This window comes from Sphingopyxis sp. 22461 (genome assembly GCF_052044915.1).
GTDB lineage: Bacteria > Pseudomonadota > Alphaproteobacteria > Sphingomonadales > Sphingomonadaceae > Sphingopyxis.
The window spans coordinates 133807-150375 of sequence record NZ_JBQENY010000001.1 but is presented as its reverse complement, the minus strand read 5'-3'; the positions used below and the strand labels follow the sequence as shown (position 1 = coordinate 150375).

Here is a 16569-nt window from a genome sequence, read left to right as displayed (position 1 = left end):
TATCGGGGGCGCTTTAGGCCACGAAGCCGCGTGTCGCAAGCGCTGCGGGCAGGAATTTCGTATCGCGTGTGACCAAAAGCACAAAGGCCGCTGGTGACAGCCCCTATCGCTGTGATACCCCACCCGAAAAGGGTCGGAGTACCGCGCTTTCAGAGCGCAACTTGGATAAAGGGAGCTTCCATGGGACCAACTACCACTCGCGCCGCGCTCGCCCTGGGCGTCGCTGCACTTTTTGCGGCGACTCCGGCCAAGGCCGAGCTGATCAACGCGTCGAATCCCGCAACGATCAAGGCGATCCTCGAGTCGCAGGGCTGGCCCGCGACGCTGATCAGCAAGCCCGGCGACGATCCCTATCTCGAAAGCAATCGCAACGGCCTGAAATTCCTCGTTCTCTTCATGAACTGCGAAGAAAGCAAGAAGTGCAAGACGCTGCAATATTATATGGGCTTCAGCGACGCGAAGGACGTCTCGCTCGACAAGCTCAACAAGTGGAACAAGGACAAGCGCTTCGCCCGCGCCTATAAGGATGACGAGGGCGATCCGGTGCTCGAAATGGACGTCGACCTCGATTTCGCAGGCATCCCGCGCGAGAATGTCGGCGAGACCTTCAACACCTGGGCATCGCTGATGGACAGCTTCCGCGAATATGTTTTCGAGAAGTGACCTAACCAATCATTCGTCACCCCGGACTTGATCCGGGGTCCCGCTTTTCAGCGTCGCCGAGCGGGATGCCGGATCAAGTCCGGGGTTACGAAAAGAAGGTCAGGCGTTGCGGAGTGCGCCCGCCACCAGCTTCTGCAGCTTTGAATGCACCGCGGCGCTGCCGGCGATGAATTCGCTGCGCTCGATCGCGCGGTCGCCGCCGCGGAAATCGCTCACGAAGCCGCCAGCCTCGCGCACGAGCAACATGCCCGCTGCAACGTCCCAGACCTTGAGGTCGCTTTCCCAGAAACCGTCGTAACGCCCAGCCGCGACCCATGCGAGGTCGAGGCTGGCGGCACCGAAGCGGCGGATGCCGGCGACTTCGGGCGCGACCGCACCGAAAATGCGGCTCCACTGCGCCATATTGCCATGGCCCATGTACGGAATGCCGGTCGAGATCAGGCACTCGTTGAGGTGGCGGCGCGATGCGACGCGCAGGCGGCGATCGTGCAGCCAGGCGCCGCGGCCGCGTTCGGCCCAATAGCTTTCGTCGGTGACGGGCTGATAGACCAGCGCCGCGGTGACGTCGCCCCAGCCGCCGCCCGGCTTCGGTTCCTGCACCGCGATCGAGATCGCGAAATGCGGGATCGCGTGGAGGAAGTTCGACGTGCCATCGAGCGGATCGATGATGAAGCGGGGCTTGCCGGGTTCGCCTTCGATGATTCCGCCTTCTTCGAGCACAAAGCCCCAGCCCGGACGATCGCGGCCGAGTTCGTCGTACAGCGTGCGCTCGGCGGCCTGGTCGGCTTTCGACACGAAATCGGCCGGCCCCTTCTGCGAGACCTGCAGGTGCTCGATTTCGCCGAAGTCGCGGCGCAGCTTCGTGCCGGCCTTGCGCGCGGCGCGTTCCATGACGGTGATGATGCCCGATACGGCCACTATACGGATCCCTTACGTTCTACGACCAAAATGCGGGCCTCGCCCACCGGATGCGCCACATGTTCGTCGCCGACATCGGCTACAAACATGTCGCCGGCGGCGAGGCGCGCAACATGCTCCTCGCCCGCCTCTCGATAATGCATGTCGACGGTCCCGGCGATGACGCAAAACAGTTCGGCGCCGTCGTTGACATGCCATTTATAAGGCTGGTCCGTCCAATGCAGACGGACGCTGGCGCCTTCGATCTCGACGAGATCGCGCGCCCCCCACGCGCGGTCGGCCCGAAAGCTCCGCGCGTCGGTGACGATCTTAGCCATCAGTCGGCGCGGCGGACATATTCGCGGTCGTACACATGCACGACGATCTTGGTTCCGCTGGTGATGTGCGGCGGCACCATCACGCGCACGCCATTGTCGAGGATCGCAGGCTTGTACGACGACGAGGCGGTCTGGCCCTTCACCACCGCGTCAGCCTCGACGATCGTCGCTTCGATCGTTTCGGGCAGTTCGACCGAGATCGGGCGCTCTTCCCAAAGTTCGAGAACGACGTCCATGCCGTCCTGCAGGAATTCATGCGCTTCGCCGACGACATCCTTCGAGATGTTGATCTGTTCGAACGTGTCCTTGTCCATGAACACCAGGTCGTCGCCCTCGGCATAGAGGAACTGGAAATCCTTGGTGTCGAGGCGGACCTTTTCGACCGTGTCGGCGCTGCGGAAGCGGTTGTTGAGCTTACGCCCGTCGATCAAATTCTTGGCTTCGACCTGCATATAGGCGCCGCCCTTGCCCGGCTGGGTGTGCTGGATCTTGGTGACCTTCCAGATCCCCTTTTCATATTCGATAATATTGCCGGGACGGATTTCAACGCCGGTGATTTTCATCGCGCACACTCACTAGACAAGGATGGAAAGAGCAAAGCAGCGCCCGCCGGGCACAGCTATCAGGTGCGCGCCTTTAGCCGCGCCAGCGCCGAAGGGCAAGCCGCAGCGTCAGGGCGTGGCGACGACCAGCCGGCGCGTGCGCCGATAGCTGGCCCAGACGAGCACGACAAAGAGGATCAGCCCGATCCACGGCGCATAGGGCGCATAGCCGTCGCCGGTCACCGCAAGCGGCGCGTCATTGTCGGTCACATAGACGGTGCCGGCGTAGAACACGCCCAGAAGACTCTCGCCGACGATCATGCCCGTCGCGGTCAAAACGCCCATGCGATGCGCAAAGCTGGCGTTCGGGCGTTTCGCCGCCCAGCGGTCATAGAACCAGCCACCGACCGCACCGATCACGACGGGCAGGATGACCGCCATCGGCAGGTAGATACCGATGCCGATCGCGAGCGGCGGGAGCCGCAGCTTGCCCGCGCGGCCGAGCAGCGCGTCGACGATGATGAAGCCGATCCCTGCGAGCACGCCATAGCCAAGCATCGTCCAGTTAAGATCGCCGCCGAGCACGCCCTTTGCGAGCGACGAGATCAGCCCCGCCTGCGGTGCTGCCAAGGCCTCAGGCCCCGCACCCGGAACACCGACGAAGCCGACGGTCTCGTTGAGCACATTGAGTACCGGCGGGACAACGAGCGAACCGAAGATCACGCCGATGATCAGCGCGACCTGCTGTTTCCACGGCGTCGCGCCCACGAGCTGGCCGGTCTTGAGATCCTGGAGGTTGTCGTTCGAGATCGTCGCGATGCCGAAGACAAGGCCGGTGACGATCAGCGCATAGGCGACCATCGCGGCGATTTCTTCCTCACCACCCCCGCGGCCAAGCAGGCCGAGCAGCAGCAGCGACGATGCGATGATCGCAAGGATGCCGATCCCCGACACCGGCGAGTTCGACGCGCCGATCAGGCCCGCCATATAGCCGGTGACCGACGCGATCATCAGCCCGACGATGATGATGAACAGGATCGCGCCGGCAATTAGGATCATCGACGATCCCGCAAGCGGCCCGCCCGCGAGCACCGTCCAGAGCAGCCAGCCGATCGGCAGCATCAGCGCCAGCGAGCCGCCGAACACCCATTTGATAGACATATCCTGTTCTTCGATCGCGAGCGCCTGCCCGCCTTCGCGCGCGCGGCTCGCCGCCATCGCCGAGCGAATGCCGCCGAGCACCGGCCCCGCGATCTTGATCAGCGTCCAGATCGCGGCGACCGCGATGACGCCGGCGCCAAAGAAGCGCACGTCGGCGCGGAACACCGTGTTCGCCAGCGTTTCGGCATCGCCCGCTCCGCCCTGCGTCAGGATCGGCAGCAGCACCCACCAGCCGGTGACCATCCCGACGAGCTGCGCCATGCCGACCGAAAGGCCGACGAGGTGGCCGACGCCGAACAGCGCAAAGGCGAGCCCGCCTGCGATGCCCGTCGCGCCGGTGCCGACCGCGAACCAGCGCGCGACCTCTGCGCCCGCGAGTTTCATCTGGGTCATCAGGGTAAAGACCGCGGCGACGATGCTGTTCCACAGCAAGGCCGACAATCCGGCGCGATTTTCCTCGGCGCCCTCGGCGCTCGCGGCGCCGACCTGCAGCACCTCGGCGGCGGCGCGCCCTTCGGGATAGGGAAGGTCCGAATCGACAACGAGCGCGCGGCGCAGCGGCACCGAAAACAGCACGCCCAATATGCCGCCGAGCATCGTGATCGCGGTGGTCTCCAGCAGCGGGAAACCCTGCCAGTAACCGACCATGACCAGGCCCGGGAGCACGAAGATGATCGCGGCCAGCGTGCCCGCGGCGCTCGCGATCGTCTGGACGATATTATTCTCAAGGATCGTCGACCCGGCCATATAACGCAGCAACGCCATCGAAATCACCGCCGCGGGAATCGAGGTCGCAAAGGTCAGCCCGACCTTCAGCCCCAGATAGACATTCGCTGCGGTGAACATCAGCGTGAGCAGCCCGCCGAGCAGGATTGCGCGGATCGTGAGTTCGCGGCCGCGCGCGGGTGCTGTGCTAATTTCGGTCATAAATATCTCCCCGCCCGCTGTGTTGCGACACGCCGGGCCCAGCGCAAGTCAAAAGACGACGAACCGAAGTCGATTTGACGCATCGATCCAATAGGGCGCGCGACATCAATGCCATATCGGCCGCCATGATGAGTATCGATCTTTCGGACCCTACCCCTCCGCCCCCTCGCGGCAACGCAGCAACTTCGTCGCGCGGGGCACCTTGCGCCGGCCTTTTTGGCTGGCGCAAGGATGCGCCGCCGCGTGCGTCCAAAGATCGTCCGAAGACGCCCGGACGCGATTACCCGGCGGACTGATCTTCGAGGAGCACGCTGAACGCGCGCACAGCTGCCGCAGGGCCCTCAGGGTACGCCCAAATGCCACCCGATACGGCAAGAAAGTCAGCGCCCGCGTCGATCAGCGCCGGCGCATTGTCGACAGTGATTCCGCCGATCGCGACGCAGGGCAGTTCGAACATGCCCTGCCACCACTCGAGAATTTCGGGCTCCGCATGATGCTCGACCGCCTTGGTCGTCGTCGGGAAAAAGGCGCCGAAAGCGACATAATCCGCCCCCGCCTCACCCGCTTCCATCGCCATATGGCGGCTTGCATGACAGGTCACGCCGATCTGGGCCTGTGGGCCGAGGAGCTGGCGCGCATCGCGCGGGTCGCCGTCGTCCTGCCCCAGATGCACGCCATCGGCACCCAGCCGCTTCGCTAGCGCGACATCGTCATTGACGATGAACGCCACGTCGTGCGCGACGCAGATCGCCTGCAGCGGCTCGGCGAGCCGCGCGGCCTCGTGCTGGTCGATGTCCTTGACGCGAAACTGGAACGCGGCGACCGGGCCGGCGCCGAGTGCTTCGGCGAGCCGATCGGGAAAATCGCCGCCGACATCGAGCGGCGAAATCAGGTAAAGTTGGCAGGTTGGTGCTTTCATGGCGCGTTCATAGCGGCGAGGTCACAGACGGGCAAATGCAGAACTTCCACCGCCTCGCGATCCTCGCCCTCCCCGCCGCGCTTGCCATGTCCGCCTGCGCCACGACGCGCGCCGCGCCGCTGCCCGACGGCAGCGACGTCGCGCTCGGCCAGAAAGCCTATGTCGATGGTCCGATCGTCCAGCCCGTCGAGGTGCTGGAAGACAGCCGCTGCCCGATGAACGCGCGCTGCGTGTGGGCGGGACGCGTGCGGGTGAAGATGGTCTGGATCCGCGGCAATGGCGAGAAACAGCCATTCGAGGCGACGCTGGGCGAGCCGGTCCAGCTTGCCGACGGAAAGTTCACGCTCGAATCGGTACGCCCCGAAAAGCGCACCGACAGGGCGATCAAGCCGGCGGACTATCGCTTCTCGTTCCGCTTCGCGGGCGGGCTCTAAAGCACCCGCGCCAGTACGAATCCGTCCCATTTTTTCGCGCCGACGGTCTGGATCGCGGTCGCATCGAGGCGGGGGTCGGCGGCGAGCATGTCAAACAGCGCGCGGGTGCCGATGATCCGCTCGTCGTCGCTGTCCGCCTCCAGCACCCCGCCTTCGCGGACGACATTATCGACGATGATCATGGCGCCGGAGCGCCCGAGCCGGATCGCTTCGGCGACATAAAGCGCGTTGCTCTGCTTATCGGCATCGATGAAGACGAAATCGAACGGTTCTTCGCCGGTCATCGCCGCAAGGCTCCCAGCCGCGGGGCCGACGCGGATATCGACCTTGTCCGATACCCCGGCGCGTTCCAGATTCTGGTGAGCGACCTTCGCGTGATGGTCTTCGAGTTCCAGCGTCACCAGCTCGCCGCCATCGGGCAGCGCGCGGGCTAGCCAGATCGTCGAGTAACCGCCGAGCGTCCCGATTTCGAGTATCCGCTTCGCGCCCGCCATCTGCGCGAGCAGGAAGAGCATCTTGCCCTGCGCCGCCGACACGTCGATCGGCGGCAGCCCTTGTTCAGCATTGTTGGCGAGGGTGGTGGCAAGCGCGTCATCGGCGCCAAGCAATTTGGCGGCGATATAATTGTCGACGGCTTGCCACCGCTCTCCCATCACCTAGGCCACGGAGGCCGCGTGAATTTCCTTGATCGCGCCGCCGAGCGACGCGTTGAACTCGTCGTCGCTCATCTGGTGACGCAGATCCTCGAGCAAAGCGCGGCTGAAGCTCGCGATGATGCCCGGGTTCTTCGCCAGTTCGACGCACGCTTCGGGGCGGGCAAAACCGCCCGACAGCGCGACGACGCGCAGCACCTTCGGATGATCGGCCAGCGGCTGGAACAGGCCGGCCTCGGTCGGCAGCGACAGCTTCAGCATCACCGGCGCGCCGGTCCAGGCGTCGAGCGCCGCGAGGGTTTCCTTGAGCAAGAGGCGGTCCGCCGCATCGCGCTCGGCGCTCTTGATGTTCACTTCGGGTTCGATGATCGGGACGAGGCCGTGCGCGGCGATGCGCGCGGCTTCGGCGAACTGCTGTTCGACGATCGCCTTGATCCCGACCGGGTTGGCGAGGTTGACGACGCTGCGCATCTTGGTGCCGAATACGCCCTTGGCGACCGCGCGCTCGCACAGCGCATCGAGACCCGGATTGGCCTTCATCAATTGAACGCCGTCGGCTTCGTCTTCGAGCCCCTTATCGACCTTCAGAAACGGAACGACGCCGCGCTCCCAGAGCAGCGCCGGAACCGGCTTGCCGCCGGCTTCGCCGTCCATCGTACGCTCGAACAGGATCGCGCCGATCACCTTCTCGCCATTGAAGCAGGGCGCGGTAACGATGCGGCTGCGCATGTCGTGGATCAGGCCGAACATTTCCTCGTCGTTCGAGAAGGCGTCGGCTTCGATGCCATAGCCCTTCAATGCCTTTGGCGTCGAACCGCCGCTCTGGTCGAGTGCGGCGATGAAGCCCTGCCCCGATTTGATCTGGTCGAGCATGGCGGCATTGGCGGTGGTCATAGGATCTCCGGTTGTTTGCATACGTATGTGGCGCTGCGCATAGCGACCCCTTGGGCGCGATGCAATGCGACGGGGAAGTCTATGCCTTCAGTGCGTCGACGCCCGGCAACGGCTTGCCTTCCATCCATTCGAGGAAGGCGCCGCCGGCGGTCGAAACAAAGGTGAAATCCTTGGCCACGCCGGCATGGTTGAGCGCGGCGACGGTATCGCCCCCGCCCGCGACCGAGATCAGCGAGCCCTCGCGGGTCAGCGCCGCAGCTGTCTTGGCGAGCGCGACGGTCGCGGTGTCGAACGGCGGGGTCTCGAACGCGCCGAGCGGGCCGTTCCAGACGAGCGTGCGGCAATTCTTCAGCACATCGGCGAGCGCTTCGACCGCTGCGGGGCCGACGTCGAGGATCATCTCGTCGGCGGCGACTTCGTGCACGTTGACGGTGCGCGTCGGCGGGTTCGGGGCGAACTCCTTCGACACCACGACGTCATAGGGCAGATGGATCGTGCAACCCGCGGCGTCGGCCGCGTCGAAGATCGCATTGGCGGTATCGACGAGATCATGCTCGCACAGCGATTTGCCGACATCGACCCCGCGTGCGGCGAGGAAGGTGTTCGCCATACCGCCACCGATGATCAGATGATCGACCTTGCTGACGAGGTTGCGCAGCACGTCGATCTTCGACGACACCTTCGCGCCGCCGACGACCGCGGCGACCGGATGCTCGGGATTGCCGAGGGCGGCATCGAGCGCCTTGAGTTCGGCCTCCATCGCGCGCCCCGCATAGGCAGGCAGGCGGCGCGCGATACCTTCGGTCGATCCATGCGCGCGGTGCGCCGCCGAAAAGGCGTCGTTGACGTAGAAATCGCCAACCTCGGCGAGCGCGTCGGCAAAGGCCGGGTCGTTCTTTTCCTCGCCGGGATAGAAGCGCGTGTTTTCGAGCACCGCGACATCGCCCGCGGCGAGCACTGCGATTCCGGCTTTCGCACCCTCGCCCACGGCTTCGGGGATGAACATCACCGAATGGCCGAGGACGTCTTCGACGCCGCCCATCACGAGCGACAGCGACTGGGTCGGGTTCTTCGCGCCCTTCGGCCGCCCGAAATGCGCGAGAAGCAGGACGATCGCGCCCTTGTCCGATAGTTCACGGATCGTCGGCATCGCTGCCTGAATCCGCGTCGCGTCGCTGACCGCGCCTTCGAACAACGGGACGTTGAGGTCGACGCGCACGAGCACGCGCTTGCCGGTGACGTCACCGATATCGTCGAGGGTCTTGAACGCGGTCATCGACGTTTCCTTTTGGATCAGAGGAACTTGGCGATCACGCCCGCGGTGTCGATCATGCGGTTCGAGAAGCCCCATTCATTGTCGTACCAGCTGAGCACGCGCACCAGCTTACCGTCGATCACCGAGGTTTCGAGGCTGTCGATCGTCGAGCTCGCCGCATTATGGTTGAAGTCGATCGAAACCAGCGGCTCCTCGGTATAGCCGAGCACGCCCTTCAGCGGGCCTTCGGCCGCAGCCTTGAGCACCGCGTTGACTTCTTCCTTGGTGGTGTCGCGAAGCGGCGTGAAGGTGAGGTCGACCACCGAGACATTCGGCGTCGGAACGCGGATCGACGAACCGTCGAGCTTGCCCTTCAGCTCAGGCAGAACCAGACCGACGGCAACCGCCGCGCCGGTCGAGGTCGGGATCATCGACATCGCGGCGGCGCGGGCACGGCGCGGGTCGTCGTGGATCTGGTCGAGAATCTTCTGGTCGTTGGTGTAAGCATGGATCGTGGTCATCAGGCCGCGCTCGATACCGATCGCCTCGTGCAGCACCTTGGCAAAGGGCGCGAGGCAGTTGGTGGTGCACGACGCGTTCGAGATGATGAGGTGATCGGCGGTGATCTTGTCGTCGTTGACGCCATAGACGACGGTCAGGTCGACTTCCTTGGCGGGGGCCGAGATCAGCACGCGCTTGGCGCCGGCGTCGAGATGCTTCTGGCCGCCGGCCTTGTTGGTGAAGAAGCCCGTGCATTCCATCACGATGTCGATGCCGTTCGCGGCATGCGGCAGCGCGGCGGGATCGCGCTCGGCGGTCACCTGGATGCGCTTGCCGTTGATGATCAGGTCGTTGCCGTCGACTTCGACGCTGCCGTTAAAGGCGCCATGCACCGAGTCATGGCGGAGCAGGCGGGCGTTCGCCTTGGCATCGCCCAGATCGTTAATCGACACCAGCTCGAGATCGTGATCGCTACGCTCCAGAATCGCGCGCGCCACATTGCGGCCGATGCGTCCGAAACCGTTGATTGCAACCTTTACTGCCATGTCGAAAAATCCTTTCTGCGTGGGATAAGCCGGTGCTTAGTTGCCGAGCTTTGCCAGTATCTGGGGGGCGATAGCATCGGCGGTAAGGCCGAAATGCTTGAATAGGTCTTCAATCGGTGCCGAGGCGCCGAAGCTGTCGATGCCGAAGCGCAGGCCGTGGCGGCCGGTGTAGCGTTCCCAGCCGAAAGTCGTGCCCGCCTCGATCGACACGATCAGCGCATCGTCGGGCAGGATATCGGCCTGATAGGAGGCACTCTGTTCGTCGAAGAGTTCGGTCGAGACCATCGACACGACGTCGGCGCCGTGACCCGCGGCCTCGAGCTTGTCGGCGACTTCGATCGCGAGCGACACTTCGGAGCCGGTCGCGACGAGCACGACCTTGCGCGCTGCCGAGGCATCGCGAAGGCGGTAACCGCCTTTCAGGCAAAGATTTTCGGTGACGTCATGACGCAGCGGCGGGAGATTCTGACGCGTCAGCGCGAGCAACGAAGGCCGGCTTTCCTGCGCGAGCGCCAGCGCCCAGCATTCGGCGGTTTCGACCGCATCGGCGGGGCGCAGCACGAGCAGGTTCGGCATTGCGCGGAGCGACTGGAGATGCTCGATCGGCTGGTGCGTCGGGCCGTCTTCGCCGAGCCCGATGCTGTCGTGCGTCATCACATAGACGACGCGTTGCTGCTGGAGCGCCGACAGGCGGATCGCAGCGCGGCAATAGTCGGCGAAGACAAGGAAGGTGCCGCCATAGGGCACAACGCCGCCATGGAGCGCCATGCCGTTCATCGCGGCCGCCATGCCGAATTCGCGGATGCCGTAATAGATATAGCGGCCGGAATAATCGTCCTTGGTCAGCGGCTTGGTCGACGATGTTTTGGTGTTGTTCGAACCGGTCAGGTCGGCGCTGCCGCCGACGAGCGCCGCGATATCGGCGGTCAGCGCGCCGAGCGTGTTTTCCGAAGCCTTGCGCGTCGCAACCTTCGGGGGTTCGGCGACGAGACCGTCGAGATAGGCTTTGAAGGCGTCGCCTGGAACGATCTTGCCGCTCAGACGGTCTTTAAATTCGCTTTTCTTCTCGTTGCTTGCGAGACGATCATTCCATTCGGCATGAAGTGCCTTGCCCTTCTCGCCAAACGCCGCCCATGCCGACGCGATATCGGCGGGAATGACGAACGGTTCGGCAGTCCAACCCAGTTCCTTGCGCGCGGCGGCAATCTCGTCGGCACCGAGCGGGGCGCCGTGCGTCGCCGAGGTGCCCTGCTTGTTGGGGGCGCCGAAACCGATGATCGTGCGGCACGCGATCAGCGACGGGCGCGGATCGGCGAGCGCGGCGTCGATCGCGCGGCGGATGTCGGCAGGATCATGGCCGTCGCAGCTTTCGACATGCCAGCCGGTCGCCGCATAGCGCGCCGGAATGTCTTCGCTGGTCGACAGGTCGGTCGATCCGTCGATGGTGATCTTGTTGTCGTCCCACAATACGGTCAGGCGGCCGAGGCCGAGATGTCCGGCGAGCCCGATCGCTTCGTGATTGATGCCTTCCATCAGGCAGCCGTCGCCCGCGATCACCCAGGTGCGATGGTCGACGAGGTCGTCGCCATAGATGGCATTGAGATGCCGCTCGGCGATCGCCATGCCGACCGAGGTCGCAAGCCCCTGCCCCAGCGGCCCGGTCGTCGTTTCGACGCCTTCGAGCTCGAAATTCTCGGGGTGGCCTGCGCACGGGCTGTGGAGCTGGCGAAAATTGCGAATGTCGCCGATCGTCGGCCGCGCATAGCCGGCGAGATGCAGCGTCGCATAAACGAGCATCGAGCCGTGCCCCGCCGACAGAACGAATCGGTCGCGATCGGCCCATTTGGGGTCGACGGGATCGAACTTCAGATAGTCCGAATAAAGGACCGTCGCGACGTCGGCCATGCCCATCGGCATCCCCGGATGGCCGCTGTTTGCGGCCTGTACGGCATCCATCGCAAGCGCGCGGATTGCGTTGGCGAGCTGGCGTTCAGGCAATGTCATTGGTCCCCCGGAAATGGCTGGGTAGACGCCGGACGTAGCGTCTGGATCGGATGCGGACAGCCCTTTGCGGCGGCGGGGGCAGGAGTCAACCGCCCGTGACGGAAAATCGGCGCATTTTCGACCGACAGGGCAATTGCACGCCCTCCCCGGCGCTGCTAACCCTTCGTCATGGAACTCGATCTCGACGAATCCAGCCTGGCCATCGGCCGTATCGAACGCGCATTGAGCCGCATCGAAAAGGCGCTCGCCGACCGCGCAAACCGGCCCGAATCGGCCGGCGCAGCCCCCGCCGCCGACCAGTCGGCATTGAAGGCAGAGGTTGCCGCTGTCATCGGCGAACTCGATCGGCTGATCGCGGAGGCCGACCGTGGCTGACGTGAAACTCACGATCGCGGGACGCCCCTACGACCTCCATTGCGAGGATGGACAGGAATCGCAGCTTCTTCAGCTTGCCGCCGTCGTCGACGAAAAGGCGCGCGAAATGCCGGGCGGGACCGAGGTTCGTCAGCTGCTTTTCGCCGCGCTGATGCTCGCCGACGATGCGCAGGATGCGAAGGGCAAGATCGAAAAGTCCGAGCCGCAATCCGATTCGCTTCGCGCCGCGGTGGCGCTTGCCGAAAGCCGCGAGGCGACGGCGCGTGACGAGCTGCGCGCGGCGGTGACGCGCGAACAGGCCGCGCTCAAGGAGCTGGAGGCTGTGCTTCAGGCCGGGCCAGCCGCTGCGCCATCCACGAAACCCGCGCATGATCGCGCACTGCTGCAAATCGCCGACCGGATCGAGGCACTAGCTGCGAAAGTCGAGCAACTCCCTTGAGCAAGCGTGCCGGCGCCCCTACATAGGGAATGGCGGGTACTGCCCGGCACGAGCTTTTGCGAAAATCCCTGAGGCGATACATCATCCTAGGGGGCTGTCCCTGCCCGGACCCTGGTCCGACGTATATGGTCCCCACCTGACGTTACTGGCGTCAGAGGACTTTCCAGCAAACGACCTCGGCGGTCCCGCCAACCACCCAGCAAGTCCCAGAGGAGGCGATGACCGACTTGTCCGCCGATCTGGTCCAGCAAAAACAGAAATTGCGCGAAAAATTGCGCTTTCGCCGCAAGCATTTCGCCGCCAACCTCGACGGCATGGCGCAGTTGGCGGCCTTTCGCGCGCTGCCCGCACCGCTTTCCGAGCTTCTCGCCAATCACGCCGTCGTTGGCGCCTATGTCGCGTGGGGCGACGAACCCGATATCCTGCCGATGTTTGCGGGCCTCGCCGATGCCGGGGCGCTCGCCCTGCCCCATCACGCTGCGCGCGTCGACACGATGGGCTTTCGTCGCTGGCGACCGGGCGAATCCCTGGTGAAAGGGCCGTGGGGCACCCAGCAGCCGGCCGATGATTCGCCTTTGGCGAATCCCAACCTGATATTTTGCCCGCTCGTCGGTTTCGACCGTCAGGGCGGCCGGATCGGTCAGGGTGGCGGGCATTATGATCGCTATTTCGCTGCGCACCCCGATGCGTTGCGGATCGGAATCGGCTGGTCAGTGCAGGAAATCGATGCGACGCCGCGCGAATCGACCGACATCGCGCTCGACGCGATCCTGACCGAACAAGAATTCATCGTCTGTGGAGACCGTTTGTGAGCCAAATACCCCCCGGCCCCCAGCCGAGCTGGCGTAAGCCTGCGGGCATGTTCCTGATTCTCGCGTTGATCGCGGTGTGGACGGGCATTGTCGTCAGCGTGTCACCATGGGTCGGTACATGGCCGGTGCTGGTGCAGGCGGTCTTCTATCTTGCGGCAGGGATTGTCTGGATCCTGCCGCTGAAGCCGCTGCTGCGCTGGATGGAATTGGGGAAATGGCGCGGCTGAAACGCCGCGCCATTTTTCCCGATTTCCAGTGATGGAATGGTCCCAAGACGCGGTGGCCATTCCGTCCGAAAATGGAAGGAATGGCGCGAGTGACGGGGCTCGAACCCGCGACCTCCGGCGTGACAGGCCGGCACTCTAACCAACTGAGCTACACCCGCGTGTGCTTGGGAGCCGCGCCAATATGGCGCTCGCCCCGACCTGTCAACCGTCGCTTTCCTCATGCGTGCGATTTAATCGATCGCGCACGTCGTCGGTCGTCGTCAAAGTACCATGTTCGAACAGGAAACCCGCCAGATCGGGGGTGCCGGTCGATGCGAGCACCGTTTGCAGGATGAGCAGCAGCGGCACGGCGAGCAACGCGCCCGGTGTCCCCCACACCCACCCCCAGAAACTGAGCGACACGAGAATCAGCAGCGGATTGATCGTCAGGCGCTTGCCGAGCACCAGCGGGGTGATCAGATTCGCCTCGACCAGATGGACGCCGATGAAGATCAGCGCGGGCAGCAGCGCGAGTCCGACGGCATCGAAGGTCATTAGTCCGCCGAGCCCGAGCAGCACCGCAGCAACGATCGGCCCCAGATAGGGCACGAAATTGCAGATGCTGACGATCCCGCCCCACATGAAGGGCGACGGCATTCCGAGCGCCCAGAGCAGGAGCGAGACGGTCAGGCCGAGAATCGCGTTGATCATCGTGATCGTCGCCAGATAGTCGGCGGTCGCATCGACGACATTCTGGATCACCCGCGCGGTCTGCATCGCGCCGTCGAAGCTGCCGCGCCGCCGGATCGTGCCCTTGCGCAGCCGCGTCCAGCCCGACAGGAAGAAGAAGATCACGAGCACGGCAAAAAAGAGCTGGATCGCGGCGGCGGGCGCCGACGAGATGAAATAGTCGACGACCGATGTCGGCGCGGTCGCCGCCACGGCCTGCGCCGTTGCCTCGGTCCCGCTGGCCACCGACATCAGCGTGCGATCGACGAAGCGTTGCAGCGTCGAATAAAAATCGATCAGCGGCGCGAGATTACTCTGGATGCGCGGGATCGAATCGGGAAGCCGCGCGAACCAGCCTGTGGCGGGCACGACGATGATCGCGAGCGCCGCATTGATAATCGCCAGAAAGGCCGCAAGCGCAAGGAAAGCCGCGAGCGCCGACGGCAAGCCGCGCCGTTCGAGCCATTCGAGCAAAGGGACAAGTGCGATCGCAATGACGATCGCGGCGGTCAGCGGAAGGAAGAATTCGGCGCCCGCCTGCAGCGCGAAGGGCAGTATGAGGCAGAAGCTGGCGCCAAAAAGCAGTGCCAGCGCCGCGAGAAGGCGGTCGCGACGGAAATCGTCGATCTCGATCTGGTGCAGCGGATTGATGCGCGGCGGACGCCCATCCTTGCTGCCCCGCTCCTCCGCCACCCCTGCTCTCCTCGTTAACTGCCTCGTCTTACGCGACCTTTGGTTTCCGCGCCAGTCGGCCCGTTTTGCTACAAACCTGACACAATCCCTGTCCCTATCTGGGTCAAAACGCGTCTTCCTTCCTGCTTTTTAACCAGAAATTACCCTTTATCGGCGACTGAAGGCTCCAAGGACCAACCTATTCGGAGTCAAAGTGATGATGATAGCGCCTGTGGGGGGCGCGAAGCATCGGCTTCTTCCCTCTTGTTCAATCATTGCCGTGCTGGCCGCGCTCGCGCTGCCGGCACCGGCCGAGGCCGCCGGCACACGCGCCGGATCGACCATCAGCAATACCGCGAGCGCGAGCTTCGATACGGGCGGCGGCACGACGACGGTCGATTCGAACCGCGTCGACCTGCTCGTCGACGAACTGCTCGACGTCACGGTCGATTCAAGCAATCCCGCCGACGTTCCGACGACGCCCGGCGCGACGGGACAGCTGCTGACCTTTTCGGTCACCAACAACGGCAACGGTGTCGAAGCGTTCGGACTGACGACGATCGCGAACGCGGGCGGCGATAATTACGACCCCGCGGTCACGCAAATCTATCTCGATAACGGTGACGGCCTTTTCGACGCCGGCACCGACACACTCTATACGCCGGGCGCGAACGATCCGTCGCTGAACCCCGACCAGAGCGTCACCGTCTTCGTCCTCGCGACGACGCCGGGCACCGTGGTCGACGGCAATCGCGGAATCGTCAGCCTCGTCGCGGCGGCCAAGACAGGCACCGGCGATCCCGGTGACAGCTTTGCCGGCCAGGGCGAAGGCGGCGGCGATGCCGTCGTCGGCTCGACCGGCGCAGATGGGCAGGATGCGGGAGCGTTTGTCGTTTCGGCCGCGACCGTCACGCTCGTCAAATCGGCGGTGGTTACCAATTCGCTGGGCACAACCGATCCGGTGCCGGGCGCGACGATCACCTATACGATCGTTGCCACCGTCGCGGGCAGCGGTTCGGTCATCGGCCTTGCGATCACCGACAATATTCCCGCAGACACCAGCTATGTGCCCGGCTCGATCACACTCGGCGGCAGCGGATTGTCCGATGCGGCCGACGCCGATGCGGGCGATTACAACGGCACGCGAGTCAATGTCGCGCTCGGCACCGTTGCCGGCGGCCAAACCCGCACCGTCACCTTCCAGACCAAGATCGATTGATGGAGATGCGTATGCGCACCGCCCTTTTCCTTTTGCTCGCCATGCTCGCACCCGGCCAGGCGTTCGCCGCGAACCAGGTTGCGCTCGACAATGCCGTGTTCGTCGAACGCGTATCGACCGATGCCCAAGGCAAGCAGCGGATATTGCTCGAAGAACCGAAAGTCGTCGTTCCCGGCGACCGGCTCGTTTTCGTGCTCAATTATCGCAACGCCGGCGCGCAGCCGGCGGACAAGTTCGTGATCACCAACCCGATGCCGTCGGCGGTCCGTTTTGCCGACGCCGGCGACACGCACCCGTTCGTTTCGGTCGACGGCGGCAAGCAATGGGGACTGCTTTCCGACCTTTCGGTTCCGATGGAGGGCGGCTCGCGNCCGATGTCACGCA

19 protein-coding genes and 1 tRNA gene are annotated in these 16569 nt (G+C 64.4%); 7 read left to right on the top strand and 13 right to left on the bottom strand.

Annotated elements, in window-relative coordinates; all coding sequences use genetic code 11:
* Positions 1-180 precede the first annotated feature (180 nt).
* Positions 181-663, top strand: coding sequence for a YbjN domain-containing protein (locus ACTJI5_RS00745; RefSeq protein ID WP_058537973.1), 483 nt, complete (start codon positions 181-183; stop codon positions 661-663).
* A 99-nt stretch (positions 664-762) separates the two neighbouring features.
* Here ACTJI5_RS00745 and ACTJI5_RS00740 read toward each other — a convergent pair whose 3' ends face one another.
* The 5 genes from ACTJI5_RS00740 to thiE form a co-directional block, all read right to left on the bottom strand.
* Positions 763-1584, bottom strand: a complete 822-nt coding sequence (locus ACTJI5_RS00740) for an inositol monophosphatase family protein (protein WP_037510802.1) — start codon at positions 1582-1584, stop codon at positions 763-765.
* A complete protein-coding gene (locus ACTJI5_RS00735; protein WP_058537974.1) occupies positions 1581-1898 on the bottom strand; it encodes a cupin in 318 nt (105 codons plus the stop codon). The genes ACTJI5_RS00740 and ACTJI5_RS00735 overlap by 4 nt, the downstream gene beginning before the upstream one ends.
* Complete coding sequence (gene efp, locus ACTJI5_RS00730; protein WP_056374498.1) at positions 1898-2461, bottom strand: elongation factor P; 564 nt, start codon at positions 2459-2461, stop codon at positions 1898-1900. The genes ACTJI5_RS00735 and efp overlap by 1 nt, the downstream gene beginning before the upstream one ends.
* Positions 2462-2569: 108 nt before the next feature.
* On the bottom strand, positions 2570-4528 hold the full coding sequence (locus ACTJI5_RS00725; RefSeq protein WP_058537975.1) for an OPT family oligopeptide transporter: 1959 nt from the start codon (positions 4526-4528) through the stop codon (positions 2570-2572).
* A gap of 280 nt (positions 4529-4808) precedes the next feature.
* Positions 4809-5447, bottom strand: a complete 639-nt coding sequence (gene thiE / locus ACTJI5_RS00720) for a thiamine phosphate synthase (protein ID WP_440859065.1) — start codon at positions 5445-5447, stop codon at positions 4809-4811.
* 35 nt (positions 5448-5482) lie between these two features.
* Between thiE and ACTJI5_RS00715 the strand changes: the two genes are divergently transcribed.
* Positions 5483-5881 (top strand): hypothetical protein, encoded by a 399-nt coding sequence (locus ACTJI5_RS00715; protein WP_440859064.1) that lies wholly within the window; start codon positions 5483-5485, stop codon positions 5879-5881.
* Here the strand turns inward: ACTJI5_RS00715 and ACTJI5_RS00710 are convergent.
* The 5 genes from ACTJI5_RS00710 to tkt form a co-directional block, all read right to left on the bottom strand.
* Complete coding sequence (locus tag ACTJI5_RS00710; protein WP_440859063.1) at positions 5878-6534, bottom strand: O-methyltransferase; 657 nt, start codon at positions 6532-6534, stop codon at positions 5878-5880. The two genes, ACTJI5_RS00715 and ACTJI5_RS00710, sit on opposite strands and share 4 nt — an antisense overlap.
* 3 nt (positions 6535-6537) lie before the next feature.
* Positions 6538-7407: a fructose bisphosphate aldolase gene (locus ACTJI5_RS00705; RefSeq protein WP_440859279.1), complete on the bottom strand. Its 870-nt coding sequence runs from the start codon at positions 7405-7407 to the stop codon at positions 6538-6540.
* A gap of 100 nt (positions 7408-7507) precedes the next feature.
* A complete protein-coding gene (locus ACTJI5_RS00700) occupies positions 7508-8704 on the bottom strand; it encodes a phosphoglycerate kinase (protein WP_439512485.1) in 1197 nt (398 codons plus the stop codon).
* A gap of 17 nt (positions 8705-8721) precedes the next feature.
* Complete coding sequence (gene gap / locus ACTJI5_RS00695; RefSeq protein WP_056374485.1) at positions 8722-9729, bottom strand: type I glyceraldehyde-3-phosphate dehydrogenase; 1008 nt, start codon at positions 9727-9729, stop codon at positions 8722-8724.
* A 36-nt stretch (positions 9730-9765) separates the two neighbouring features.
* Complete coding sequence (gene tkt / locus ACTJI5_RS00690) at positions 9766-11733, bottom strand: transketolase (RefSeq protein ID WP_440859062.1); 1968 nt, start codon at positions 11731-11733, stop codon at positions 9766-9768.
* Positions 11734-11901: 168 nt separating this feature from the next.
* Here tkt and ACTJI5_RS00685 point away from each other — a divergent pair, with 168 nt between their 5' ends.
* The 4 genes from ACTJI5_RS00685 to ACTJI5_RS00670 all read left to right on the top strand — a co-directional run bounded on the left by ACTJI5_RS00685 (position 11902) and on the right by ACTJI5_RS00670 (position 13586).
* A complete protein-coding gene (locus ACTJI5_RS00685) occupies positions 11902-12108 on the top strand; it encodes a hypothetical protein (protein ID WP_058537981.1) in 207 nt (68 codons plus the stop codon).
* On the top strand, positions 12101-12547 hold the full coding sequence (locus ACTJI5_RS00680; RefSeq protein WP_058537982.1) for a cell division protein ZapA: 447 nt from the start codon (positions 12101-12103) through the stop codon (positions 12545-12547). The genes ACTJI5_RS00685 and ACTJI5_RS00680 overlap by 8 nt, the downstream gene beginning before the upstream one ends.
* 218 nt (positions 12548-12765) lie before the next feature.
* The gene (locus ACTJI5_RS00675; protein ID WP_439512481.1) at positions 12766-13359 is read left to right on the top strand and encodes a 5-formyltetrahydrofolate cyclo-ligase; all 594 of its coding nucleotides are present in this window, start codon (positions 12766-12768) and stop codon (positions 13357-13359) included.
* Entirely contained in the window at positions 13356-13586 is a 231-nt protein-coding gene (locus tag ACTJI5_RS00670) for a DUF2842 domain-containing protein (protein WP_082639402.1), read from the top strand. The genes ACTJI5_RS00675 and ACTJI5_RS00670 overlap by 4 nt, the downstream gene beginning before the upstream one ends.
* An 81-nt stretch (positions 13587-13667) precedes the next feature.
* On the opposite strand, the gene ACTJI5_RS00665 is transcribed toward ACTJI5_RS00670, so the two are convergent.
* Positions 13668-13744, bottom strand: a tRNA-Asp gene (locus ACTJI5_RS00665).
* Between the two features lie 43 nt (positions 13745-13787).
* Entirely contained in the window at positions 13788-14945 is a 1158-nt protein-coding gene (locus ACTJI5_RS00660; RefSeq protein ID WP_058538218.1) for an AI-2E family transporter, read from the bottom strand.
* A gap of 238 nt (positions 14946-15183) precedes the next feature.
* Here ACTJI5_RS00660 and ACTJI5_RS00655 point away from each other — a divergent pair, with 238 nt between their 5' ends.
* Entirely contained in the window at positions 15184-16185 is a 1002-nt protein-coding gene (locus ACTJI5_RS00655) for a hypothetical protein (RefSeq protein WP_440859061.1), read from the top strand.
* On the opposite strand, the gene ACTJI5_RS00650 is transcribed toward ACTJI5_RS00655, so the two are convergent.
* Positions 16098-16508: a hypothetical protein gene (locus ACTJI5_RS00650; RefSeq protein ID WP_440859060.1), complete on the bottom strand. Its 411-nt coding sequence runs from the start codon at positions 16506-16508 to the stop codon at positions 16098-16100. The genes ACTJI5_RS00655 and ACTJI5_RS00650 overlap by 88 nt on opposite strands.
* Between the last annotated feature and the right edge of the window lie 61 nt (positions 16509-16569).

Excerpts from the sequence above, each read along its gene's own strand:
- ACTJI5_RS00745 (WP_058537973.1), top strand. The coding sequence starts at position 181 with ATGGGACCAACTACCACTCGCGCCGCGCTCGCCCTGGGCGTCGCTGCA.
- ACTJI5_RS00735 (WP_058537974.1), bottom strand. The coding sequence starts at position 1,898 with ATGGCTAAGATCGTCACCGACGCGCGGAGCTTTCGGGCCGACCGCGCG.
- efp (WP_056374498.1), bottom strand. The coding sequence starts at position 2,461 with ATGAAAATCACCGGCGTTGAAATCCGTCCCGGCAATATTATCGAATAT.
- ACTJI5_RS00725 (WP_058537975.1), bottom strand. The coding sequence starts at position 4,528 with ATGACCGAAATTAGCACAGCACCCGCGCGCGGCCGCGAACTCACGATC.
- thiE (WP_440859065.1), bottom strand. The coding sequence starts at position 5,447 with ATGAAAGCACCAACCTGCCAACTTTACCTGATTTCGCCGCTCGATGTC.
- ACTJI5_RS00715 (WP_440859064.1), top strand. The coding sequence starts at position 5,483 with ATGCAGAACTTCCACCGCCTCGCGATCCTCGCCCTCCCCGCCGCGCTT.
- ACTJI5_RS00710 (WP_440859063.1), bottom strand. The coding sequence starts at position 6,534 with ATGGGAGAGCGGTGGCAAGCCGTCGACAATTATATCGCCGCCAAATTG.
- ACTJI5_RS00705 (WP_440859279.1), bottom strand. The coding sequence starts at position 7,407 with ATGCTCGACCAGATCAAATCGGGGCAGGGCTTCATCGCCGCACTCGAC.
- ACTJI5_RS00700 (WP_439512485.1), bottom strand. The coding sequence starts at position 8,704 with ATGACCGCGTTCAAGACCCTCGACGATATCGGTGACGTCACCGGCAAG.
- gap (WP_056374485.1), bottom strand. The coding sequence starts at position 9,729 with ATGGCAGTAAAGGTTGCAATCAACGGTTTCGGACGCATCGGCCGCAAT.
- tkt (WP_440859062.1), bottom strand. The coding sequence starts at position 11,733 with ATGACATTGCCTGAACGCCAGCTCGCCAACGCAATCCGCGCGCTTGCG.
- ACTJI5_RS00685 (WP_058537981.1), top strand. The coding sequence starts at position 11,902 with ATGGAACTCGATCTCGACGAATCCAGCCTGGCCATCGGCCGTATCGAA.
- ACTJI5_RS00675 (WP_439512481.1), top strand. The coding sequence starts at position 12,766 with ATGACCGACTTGTCCGCCGATCTGGTCCAGCAAAAACAGAAATTGCGC.
- ACTJI5_RS00655 (WP_440859061.1), top strand. The coding sequence starts at position 15,184 with ATGATGATAGCGCCTGTGGGGGGCGCGAAGCATCGGCTTCTTCCCTCT.